General features: G+C 63.3%; 10 protein-coding genes, 2 tRNA genes and 1 pseudogene. 8 read left to right on the top strand and 5 right to left on the bottom strand.

Annotated features, from left to right (window positions below):
• Nucleotides 1–454, bottom strand: a 454-nt coding sequence (locus ENZ75_RS10345) for an aminopeptidase P family N-terminal domain-containing protein (RefSeq protein WP_206617026.1), incomplete at its 3' end; no start/stop codon positions are given.
• A 221-nt stretch (nucleotides 455–675) separates the two neighbouring features.
• Between ENZ75_RS10345 and ENZ75_RS10335 the strand changes: the two genes are divergently transcribed.
• The 6 genes from ENZ75_RS10335 to ENZ75_RS10310 all read left to right on the top strand — a co-directional run bounded on the left by ENZ75_RS10335 (nucleotide 676) and on the right by ENZ75_RS10310 (nucleotide 6,288).
• Entirely contained in the window at nucleotides 676–1,842 is a 1,167-nt protein-coding gene (locus ENZ75_RS10335; protein ID WP_063167798.1) for an ROK family transcriptional regulator, read from the top strand.
• The gene (locus ENZ75_RS10330) at nucleotides 1,839–2,603 is read left to right on the top strand and encodes an ATP-binding cassette domain-containing protein (RefSeq protein ID WP_063167797.1); all 765 of its coding nucleotides are present in this window, start codon (nucleotides 1,839–1,841) and stop codon (nucleotides 2,601–2,603) included. The genes ENZ75_RS10335 and ENZ75_RS10330 overlap by 4 nt, the downstream gene beginning before the upstream one ends.
• A gap of 39 nt (nucleotides 2,604–2,642) precedes the next feature.
• Nucleotides 2,643–3,683 carry a sugar ABC transporter substrate-binding protein gene (locus ENZ75_RS10325; protein ID WP_013532176.1) on the top strand — a complete coding sequence of 347 codons (1,041 nt, stop codon included), beginning with the start codon at nucleotides 2,643–2,645 and terminating at the stop codon, nucleotides 3,681–3,683.
• Nucleotides 3,684–3,828: 145 nt separating this feature from the next.
• Nucleotides 3,829–4,824: an ABC transporter permease gene (locus tag ENZ75_RS10320; RefSeq protein ID WP_128278076.1), complete on the top strand. Its 996-nt coding sequence runs from the start codon at nucleotides 3,829–3,831 to the stop codon at nucleotides 4,822–4,824.
• Between the two features lie 13 nt (nucleotides 4,825–4,837).
• Complete coding sequence (locus ENZ75_RS10315) at nucleotides 4,838–5,608, top strand: SDR family NAD(P)-dependent oxidoreductase (RefSeq protein ID WP_063167795.1); 771 nt, start codon at nucleotides 4,838–4,840, stop codon at nucleotides 5,606–5,608.
• On the top strand, nucleotides 5,605–6,288 hold the full coding sequence (locus ENZ75_RS10310; protein WP_063167794.1) for a GNAT family N-acetyltransferase: 684 nt from the start codon (nucleotides 5,605–5,607) through the stop codon (nucleotides 6,286–6,288). Before ENZ75_RS10315 ends, ENZ75_RS10310 begins: the two co-directional genes overlap by 4 nt.
• Here ENZ75_RS10310 and ENZ75_RS10305 read toward each other — a convergent pair.
• Nucleotides 6,276–6,351 (bottom strand) — tRNA-Val (locus tag ENZ75_RS10305). The genes ENZ75_RS10310 and ENZ75_RS10305 overlap by 13 nt on opposite strands.
• A 216-nt stretch (nucleotides 6,352–6,567) precedes the next feature.
• Here ENZ75_RS10305 and ENZ75_RS10300 point away from each other — a divergent pair.
• A tRNA-Asp gene (locus ENZ75_RS10300) sits at nucleotides 6,568–6,644 on the top strand.
• A 145-nt stretch (nucleotides 6,645–6,789) separates the two neighbouring features.
• Here ENZ75_RS10300 and rbsK read toward each other — a convergent pair.
• From rbsK to ugpC, 3 genes are read right to left on the bottom strand one after another with little or no spacing between them, the layout of a single operon-like run.
• Nucleotides 6,790–7,719, bottom strand: coding sequence for a ribokinase (gene rbsK / locus ENZ75_RS10295; RefSeq protein ID WP_063167793.1), 930 nt, complete (start codon nucleotides 7,717–7,719; stop codon nucleotides 6,790–6,792).
• 4 nt (nucleotides 7,720–7,723) lie between these two features.
• Nucleotides 7,724–8,176: an RbsD/FucU family protein gene (locus ENZ75_RS10290; RefSeq protein WP_027162392.1), complete on the bottom strand. Its 453-nt coding sequence runs from the start codon at nucleotides 8,174–8,176 to the stop codon at nucleotides 7,724–7,726.
• 21 nt (nucleotides 8,177–8,197) lie between these two features.
• A complete protein-coding gene (ugpC, locus tag ENZ75_RS10285; RefSeq protein WP_024504587.1) occupies nucleotides 8,198–9,256 on the bottom strand; it encodes a sn-glycerol-3-phosphate ABC transporter ATP-binding protein UgpC in 1,059 nt (352 codons plus the stop codon).
• Between the two features lie 289 nt (nucleotides 9,257–9,545).
• Between ugpC and ENZ75_RS10280 the strand changes: the two are divergent.
• Nucleotides 9,546–9,793, top strand: a pseudogene (locus ENZ75_RS10280) (sugar ABC transporter substrate-binding protein); the annotation flags it as partial.

Here is a 9,793-nt window from a genome sequence, read left to right as displayed (position 1 = left end):
GCAGGTCGGCATCGTGCCATGTTGCATTGGGAAGTCCGGCGACAAGCCGGGCGTGCGCCTTGGGGGAGAAATAATAGGCTTCGAGTTCGATGCCGATATGGCGACTCCCCCAGCTCTTGGCGACAATCCAGTTCGCAATCCAGTCCATGGGATGGCGATCGCCTCGCTGGACATGGTCTTCCGGAAAGCCGACCACGTTTTCCGGTTTCATCCAGGCTGTCAGAAGACCGCCGGCCGCATCCATGGCGCGCCCGATCCAGACCGGCTCGACCTCCTCGATTGGAACCAGCACCATTTGCGGCGTGTAGAACGACCAGCCGTCATAACCGGTGATGTAATGCTGGTTGGCAACGTCGTTGACGACAAGAAGCTCGAGACCGCGCTTGGCCATCTCGGTGCGGATCTTGCGAAGCCGCTGTCGGTACTCGTCGCGGGCAAACGGCAATTCGATCATCTTTGCTCCTGCTTTGTCATCAACGGTCGCGGGTTCGCTCACCATTGAAGAGGTTTCGCCATGGCGGCAATCGGCCAGGGCGGCGTGTGGGCAGGTCCTGAATCGGGTACGTCCATACCCGGCCTTCCCAAGATTTGTGTTTCATTATCATTTATTTTTGAATTCCATTTGACTGAATAAATAAGCGGTGCCAAGCTATCCTCTCCTAAGGGGCGCAAGGCATGGCACTGCGGGGGACCAATCAGGAGTTCGGGCGGCCATACAACCGGCGCATCGTGCTTGAGTCCATCCGCCTGCACGGGCCGATCGCGCGCGGCGAGATCGCCCGGCGCGTCGGCCTCACCGTCCAGACGGTATCGACCATCGTTCGCGAACTGGAAGATCAGGACTACATCCTGTCGCTGCGCGAAGAGCCGAGGGGGCGCGGCCTGCCGCCGGCGACGCTCCGGATCAACCCCGAGGGCGGCTATGCCGTGGGTATCCACATCACTCCGCTTGGTATCAGCGCCGCCTTGATCAATCTGAGCGGCGACGTGATCGAGAGCATCTACCGCGAAGCGCCGAACGCGACGCCGGACCGCGCCTTCGAGTTGATCGGGGCGATGGTGGTGGAATTGACCCGGCTGCGGGCTGGCGGACGGGTGCTGGGGGTCGGCATGGCCCTGCCCGGCCCATTCGACGTGGAGTCCATGAGTTTCGTGGGGCCGACCACCATGACCGGCTGGAAGGATGTCGCGCTGCGCGAACGGCTGGCGGCCTCCACCGGATTGCCGGCCTTCTTTGAAACCGATATGGCCGCGGCCGCCATGGGCGAGCGCCTTTATGGCCTCGGCGCCCAGTTTTCCGAATATTACTATCTCTATTTCGGCGTCGGCCTTGGCGGCGTCATGGTTCATGACGGCAGCGCCTTGCGCGGCGCCTGGGGAAATGCCGGCGAGATCGGACACATTCCCGTCATTCCCGGCGGCGAGGCCTGCCCGTGCGGCAACAGCGGCTGCCTCGAAAGATATTTGTCGCTCGAGGCGCTCCGGCGCTGGAACGGCAGCGAGGCCGACTGGGTGGCCGAAGTCGCACCGATCTTTCACAACGCCGTCGCCGTCATCGAGAACCTGTTCGACCCGGAGACGGTCATCCTCGGCGGGCTGGCATCCACCGACCTGCTCGAAATGCTGGCTGGTTCGGCCGCAGGCCTGCACAACTCCGTCTCGGCCCGCAAGGACCGCACGACGCCCAGGGTCGTGGTCGCGCGCGGCGGACAGCATTCCGTGCTGCGCGGCGCCGCCGCCCTGGCGGTTTCCGGGGTTCTGTCACCTCGCTTCGGGCAGATGTTCGCGGCCGAACGCGAACGCGAGCGCGACCTTCTCAAAGGCAGGGAGATTGCGGCATGAGTGAACCCCTGCTGGTGCTCGACAACGTCACCAAGAACTATGGCGCGATCGAAGCGCTCAAGGGGATCAGCTTCTCGATCGACAAGGGCGAGGTCGTGGCGCTGCTGGGCGACAACGGCGCCGGCAAATCGACACTGGTGAAGATCATATCAGGCGGACTGGAGCCGACATCGGGCCGCATGCTGTTCGAGGGCAAGGAATTCCTCGCCAAATCACCGGCCGAGGCCAAGGCGGCCGGCATCGAGACCGTCTACCAGGATCTCTCGCTGTGCACCAACGTCGACGTGGTCGCCAATTTCTTCATGGGCCGCGAGATCACCCGCAAGTTTCTCGGCATTCCCGTGCTTGACGAGCGCGCCATGGAAGCCGTCGTCGGAAAGGCGCTGGCCAATGCCGGCACCCGCATTCCCTCGCTGCGCGCCAATGTCGAGCATCTTTCGGGCGGCCAGCGGCAAGCCATCGAACTCAACCGCTTCGTGCACTGGGGCGGCAAGCTGGTGCTGCTCGACGAACCATTCGCCGCCCTCGGTGTCGAACAGACGCGGCGCGGTCTCGACATGATCCGCCAGGTGGCCAACCAGGGCATCGGCGTCGTCATCATCACCCATATCATGCAGCAGGCTTTTCAGGTCGCCGACCGGATCGTGGTGATCCGCCAGGGCGTCGTGGCCGGCGATGTCGCACGCAATAAAACAAGTCCCGACGCGGTGATCAACATGATCACCGGTGAGACGCTTGCCGGTGCCGGACCGACAGGCTGAGGGACAAAAGAGGGGTCCGGCTTAAGAGGAGCGAACGACATGAAGCGAATACTTCTTGCTGTCTTCGGTATCCTTGCACTGGCCTTTGCCACGCTCACGCCGGCATTCGCCCAGTCCAAGGGTATCGTCTACTATATGGTGCCGACCCTGCTGGACGAGTTCCAGACCGGCTCGGTGAGCGCGCTGGAACTGTTCCTGAAGCAGACCGGCTACGAGATGAAGACGCTGAACGCCGACAACAAGACCGACGCCCAGCAATCGCAGATGAACGATGTCATCGCGCTGAAGCCGGCGGCCATCATCCTGGCTGCAGTCGACTTCAATGCGCTGAAACCGTCCATCGAAGCCGCGCGCGCCGCCGGCATCCCGGTGGTCGAGTTCGACCGCCAGATCACCTCGACCCCGTCCGACTTCACCTCTGTCGCCGGAACGGTCGAGATCGGCTACGTCGCCGCGGATCAGGCCGAGAAGCTGCTGAAAGCCAAGAACGGCTCGGTGAAGGGCAAGGTTCTGCAGGTGCTCGGCGACCCCGGCGATCCCTACACGCTCGACATCCAGAAGGGTTTTGAGGAGAAGATGAAGGCATTTCCGGACGTCAAGATCATCTCGCTTCCGGCCATGCAATGGGAAGCCAGCAATGCCGGCACAATCGTTGCCGACCAGATGCTGGCCAACCCCGACATCGACCTGATCTTCAGCCATGCCGCGCACCTATCGGTCGCCGCCGTCGCCTCGCTCGAGGCGGCCGGCAAGAAGCCGGGCGACGTCATGCTGATGAGCTCGAACGGCGCTCCGGTCGGCCTCGACCTGATCCGCAAGGGCTGGCTCAACGCCGAAATCGAGCAGCCGCTTTACGCGCAGGCCGCGGCTGTCGCCATGTTCATGGACAAGATCGTCAAGAAGCAGGAAATCAAGCCCGGCGAATACGACGTGCTCGGCCTGAAATCGACCGTGACCAAGGAAGCCTGGGGTCCGAACATCAAGATCCCCGGTGCAGCGATCACCAAGGAAAACGTCGATAATCCGGCCTTCTGGGGCAACCAGAAGCCGCCGACGGACACCGTCAAGTCGGTCGAATAGTCATCTGAAAGCGCTCCGGGCCGTAGCGGCCCGGAGCCTGCCTTTCACACCGCCGCGTCCGAAAGGATGCCGTGGCGAATTTGAATCCGCGCCTGAACCCGACGAAATCGAGTTGATTTCGCGGGGGCGCCAACCGGATCAACCCATGAACCCGCGCACACGCAAAGCCCTGGAGTTCGTACTCGACAACCTCGTCTGGTTCATGCTGCTGTTCGTGCTGGTGGTCTTCTCCATCTTCGTCCCGAACTACTTTCAGCTCGGCATCTTCGCCAATATCATCGAGGCTTCGAGCGTGCTCGGCGTCATGTCGATCGGCCTGGCGCTGGTGATCATCGCCGGTCACATGGATCTGTCGGTCGAATCCGTCGCAGCGCTCAGCGCCATGGCGGTCGGCATCCTGTTTTGCTCGTCGGGCATCGGCATGGGCGTGCAGCTGCATCCCGAGTGGCTGATGGTTCCGGTTTCGCTGCTGCTGGCGCTGGCAGTCGGGGGTCTCATCGGCGCCTTCAACGGCTATCTGGTGGTCAAGGTGAAGATGAGCGCCTTCATCATCACGCTGGCGTCCTACATCTGGGTGCGCGGCCTCGTGTTGGTCGTGTCGGGCGGCCGCTCGGCGCAGGACCTGGCGCCGGCCATCCGCTGGTTCGGCATCCAGCGCCTTGTCGGCCTGCCGCTCACCGCCTGGATCGCGGTTGGCTGTTTCGTGGTCTTTTCGCTGATCATGGCCAAGACGCCGCTCGGCCGGCATCTGGTGATGATCGGCGGCAACGAGACGGCGACCTTCCGCGCCGGCATCCGGGTGAACCGCAATCTCATCATCGCCTTCGTGCTCGCCGGCGCCATCGCCGGCCTGGCTGGCTGGCTGCTGGCGTTCCGCCCGTCGGGCGCCACCGCCAATCTCGGCGTCGGCTTGCTGTTCAACGCCTTCGCCGCGGTCGTCATCGGCGGCGTCAGCCTCAAAGGCGGCGTCGGCACCCTCCCCGGCGTCTATGCCGGCGTGCTTTTGCTCTCGGCCATCAACACGGCGATCAATTTGATGGGCCTGCCGGCCAATTTCACCCAGGTGATTCATGGCCTGCTGGTGCTGGCCGCGGTGCTGCTCGACGCCTTCAAGCAAACCATTCGCCAAAGACTCGCATGACAGGACGGCTCGCATGACAGGACGGCTAAAAGACAAGGTGGCGCTCATCGTCGGCGCCGCCCGCGGCATCGGCAAGGGCATTGCGCTCCGCTTTGCCGAAGAGGGGGCGCGGCTGGTGCTCGCCGACACCGAAGTCGAGGCCGGGCAAGCGACCGCTGGCGAGTTGGGCGTCCCCTTCATCCGCACCGACATCTCGCAAATGAGCGACGCCAAGGCCGCCGTGGCGCTGGCGCTGAAGCAGCATGGCCGTCTCGACATCATCGTGCAGAATGCGGGCATCTATCCCTGGCAGCTGATCGAGAACACCAGCGCCGACGACTGGGACCGCGTCATGGCGGTCAATCTGCGCGGCACCTTCAATGCCAGCCGCGCGGCCCTGGTGCCGATGAAGGCGCAACGCTTCGGCCGCATGCTCTACACCTCCTCCATCACCGGTCCGCATGTCACCAGCCCGGGCCATGGCCACTATTCGGCCAGCAAGGCCGGCATCAACGGCTTCATCCGCGCCGCGGCACTGGAATTCTCCGGCTACGGCATCACCGTCAACGGCGTCGAGCCCGGCAACATCCTGACCGAAGCGATCGAGCTGCATCGCGGCGAGGCGTTCATCAAGAACATGGAGGATTCCATCCCGCTTGGCCGCCTCGGCAGCCCGCGCGACGTCGCCAATGCCTTCCTGTTCCTCGCCTCGGACGATGCCAGTTACATCACCGGCACGACCATCGTCGTCGATGGTGGCCAGTTGCTGCCCGAAGGCAGCGATTTCCGGCTCGTTCCGCCATGATCATCGATTTCGGCGATGGCTTCTTCCTGCGCCAGGCGACCGAGGCCGACCATCCAGCACTTGCCATGATCTGCCTCAAGACCGGTGATGCCGGCCAGGATGCAACCGGTCGCGAAGACGCTCCGGATCTGTTGGGCCAGATCTACACCATCCCCTACCAGGTGCTGGAGCCCGACCTCGCTTTCATCGTCGATGGGCCAACGGGCGCCGCGGGCTATCTGCTGGGTGCAAAAGACACAAAGGCTTTCAATGCAGGCCTGGCAGCAAAGTGGTATCCGCGCCTTCGCGCGCAGGTGACCGATCCCGGACCCGACCGCGCACGCTGGAGCGGCAGCGACTGGGCTCGCCACCAGATCCATCATCGCGACTTCACCATTCCGCCGGCCCTGGCTGCCTACCCTTCGCACGGTCATATCGACCTTTTGTCGCAAGCGCGTGGCAAAGGCATCGGCCGGCGGGCGATGGCTTTTCTCGAGCAAAGGCTCGCCGCGCTCGGTTCACGCGGGCTTTGCCTCGAAGTGATGCCGGACAATCACAACGCGCTGCGCTTCTACAGGGCCATCGGATTCGCGGTGTTGCGGGAGCCGGGATTGCCGGACCACAGCATCTATGTCGCCAAACGGCTGACAACCGCACCGGAGATCGTGCGCACCGGAGATCGTGTGAATGGTGGGCGATGACGGGCTCGAACCGCCGACATCTTCGGTGTAAACGAAGCGCTCTACCAACTGAGCTAATCGCCCGCTCCGGGCCGGACCTTTAAGCGGTCAGGGTCCGCTTCGCAAGGCCAAATGAGCGCAGGACGCCCTGGTTGGATGCCGGTTTTGCCAACAAAACGCCGGCTGTCAAAAAACCTTCTCCTGTTTGCTGTTATGATGGTTTGGTGCGCTTGACACCCGGTGGCGAACCCCTTATCCAGCGCCCCAACGACGAACACGGCTGACACGTGTTCGCCATGCGCGGGTGTAGCTCAGTTGGTTAGAGTGCCGGCCTGTCACGCCGGAGGTCGCGGGTTCGAGCCCCGTCACTCGCGCCATTTCTCTCAAGGGTATCAAGCCCTTGGCTTTGGAGAAATGTCGACATTGATTGTCAAAAATGTTGTCTTGCAAGAGACCTGAGGTCCAAGAGACCTGAGGTCACTCAGGTCCGTTCGGCCCGTGCAGACGTCTTGCCGCGCAAGATCATCCTCTCGCCAGCAGCGCCTCGACCTCCTGCAGCGTCGGCATGGATGGCGCAGTCCCTGGCCGGGTCACCGAGATTCCGGCGACGGCGCAAGCGAAGCGCACCGCCTGCAGCGGTTCCACGCCCCTCGAAAGTGCTGCCGCAAGCCCGCCATTGAAGGCATCGCCTGCCCCCGTGGTTTCGACCACCGGGCCGGCACTGACGGCTGGAACATGGTCGGAGCGATTTTTCGAGTGCAAAAGCGCGCCCTTGTCGCCGAGCGTGACGATGACTGTGCCGACGCCCTTTTCGAGCAGACTGTCCGCAGCGGCTCGCGCCTCGTCGACCGAGGACACCTTCATCCCGGTCAGTTCCTCCGTCTCGGTCTCGTTGGGTGTGAAGTAGTCGCAGAGCGTGTAGATGCGGTCGGGAAGCTTTGCCGCAGGGGCCGGATTGAGGATCGTCGTCACCCCTGCCCCACGCGCGATCTCCAACGCCCGCATGGCTGCTTCGATCGGCTGTTCGAGCTGCGTGACAAAGACGCCGGCATTGCTGATCAATGCGGCATTGGCTTCGATATCGGCTGGAGAGATCAGCATGGCAGCACCGGGGCTGACGATGATGGCGTTGTTGCCGGTGGTCTCCTCGACGAAGATGTAGGCCGCGCCGGTGTAGCTTTCCGGCGTGTCGATGACGGCATCCTTGACGCCCGCCTGCGTCCAGGTCTGCCTGGCCATGTCGGCGAAGGGGTCTACGCCGAGGCGGGTGAGGAAGGTGACGTCGGCGCCGAGCTTGCCGGCGGCCACCGCCTGGTTCGAGCCCTTGCCGCCGGGACCCAGCGTGAAGGATGTGCCGAGGATCGTTTCGCCCATGCGCGGCTGCCGCTGCGCCCTGTAGGCGGTGTCGGCGACGAACACACCCAATATGACGACCGGCTTGCCCGAAGCCATGCCGCTACTCCGCATCCGGCGGCACGACGCCCTTGCGGAAGGCGAAGCAGCCATAGAAGCGGCGTTCGCCGGTCTGGATGACACAATAGGCTTGTTTGGCGCGCTCGTAGAAGGCGTAGCGCTCGACCGCGATCATCGGCCACGACTTGCCCTCGGCCTTATCGACTTCCTTCTGCACTTCCTTCTGCACTGCAGGAATCTCGTCCGGCTTGCCGACGATTTCCATGCGCGCGGCCGAATCGTCGACGAACGTGTCGAGCGGGTAGAGCGACAGCACCGCCTTGACCACTTGCGCGGCCGAGGCATCGATGCGCAGCACGCGGCCGAGCGCCGTCTGGCGCGCCACCGAATCGGACGGAAAATTGGTGTCGGCGATGATCAGATCATCGCCATGCCCCATTGCCCGCAATGCCTGCAGCACGTCGGCATTGAGCAGCGGGTTGATGCCTTTGAGCATGGTATTCCTCGTGAGTTGGGATCAGAGACGCTTGCCGGTCTCTGCGTCGAAAAGATGGATCTGGTCGAGCCTTGGCTTCAGCTTCAGCGTATCGCCCGGCTTGAAGTCGTGGCGCTCGCGAAACAGCGCCACCATCTCGCCTTCGCCGAAGCGCAGGAACACCAGCGTTTCCGAGCCGGTCGGCTCGACCACCGAAATCTTCGCCGGCACGCCGTCGGGATGGATCTCGAGGTGCTCCGGTCGCACGCCATAGACGACCGCTTGACCGTCCTGCGCGGCATTGCCCGATCCGATCGGGAACAGCGTGCCTGCGATGTCGACACCGGGCTTGTCGCCCTTGCGCATGGTGCCCTTGAGCAGGTTCATCGAAGGCGAGCCGATGAAGCCGGCGACAAACAGGTTGGCCGGGCGGTCGAACAGTTCCAGCGGCGCGCCGACCTGCTCGATGCGGCCGTCGCGCATGACAACGATCTTGTCGGCCATGGTCATGGCCTCGATCTGGTCGTGGGTGACGTAGATGGTGGTGGTCTTCAGCCTCTGGTGCAGTTCCTTGATCTCGGTGCGCATCTGCACGCGCAGCTTGGCGTCGAGATTGGACAGCGGCTCGTCGAACAGGAACACCTGCGGATTGCGCACGATGGCGCGGCCCATGGCCACGCGCTGGCGCTGCCCGCCGGAAAGCTGGCGGGGATAGCGCTTCAGATAGGGATTGAGGTCGAGGATGTCGGCGGCGCGCTTGACCCGCTCGGCGACCACGGCCGGATCGGTTTTCCTGAGCTTGAGCGCGAAGGCCATGTTCTGCTCGACCGTCTTGTGCGGATAGAGCGCATAGTTCTGGAACACCATGGCGATGTCGCGCTTGGCCGGCGGCAGATGATTGACGACGCGGTCGCCGATGGCGATCGTGCCGGCGGAGACGGTCTCCAGCCCGGCCACCATCCTGAGCAGCGTGGACTTGCCGCAACCCGAAGGGCCAACCAGCACCACGAACTGTCCGTCTGCGATATCGACGCTGACTTCGTGCAGAACCTTGACCGTTCCAAAGGCCTTGGCCACCTTGCTGATCGCGACTTGCGCCATGTCTCCCCCATCGGCTCCATTAGCCGTAGGCGCAGAAGCTAACCAACGCGACCTGCCAGGGCAAGTCGGTCCCTTATAGATAAAAACCCGCTCTCGTTGACACGGCGTTGGGTTGTGAGAATAGTGGCAGGCGCTGGTCAAAATGTCGGTGCCCGATCCGCAATCGGAACTTCAATCGACGCAGGGTGGGGTCCTGCCTAATTCGTTTCCGAAACGGGAGCATCGTTGGCGCTCCGGCGTCCGACAGTTGGCCGATTTATTCACACTGATGTTCTGGGAGGAATAGGCGATGAGAACGGGTCTTTACGACAAACTGGTTCGAGCCGGCGCCACAAGGCGCGACATATTGAAGGGTGCGGCAAGCATGGCCGCGATCGCAGCCGCATCCGGCGCCGGACTTGGCGCCTTGACGCGCCCGGCCTCCGCGGCAAGCGAATTGCGCACAAAAATCCTGCAGATCCCCGGCGTCGGCAAAGGCCAGCCGACGGACGCCGATTTCCAGAAGGTCGGTGAACTCTGCCTCGAAGCCACCAAGGC

The sequence above is a fragment of the Mesorhizobium sp. M7A.F.Ca.CA.002.04.1.1 genome (assembly GCF_004022805.1).
Classification (GTDB): domain Bacteria; phylum Pseudomonadota; class Alphaproteobacteria; order Rhizobiales; family Rhizobiaceae; genus Mesorhizobium; species Mesorhizobium ciceri.
This window is presented reverse-complemented; position numbering and strand designations above follow the sequence as displayed.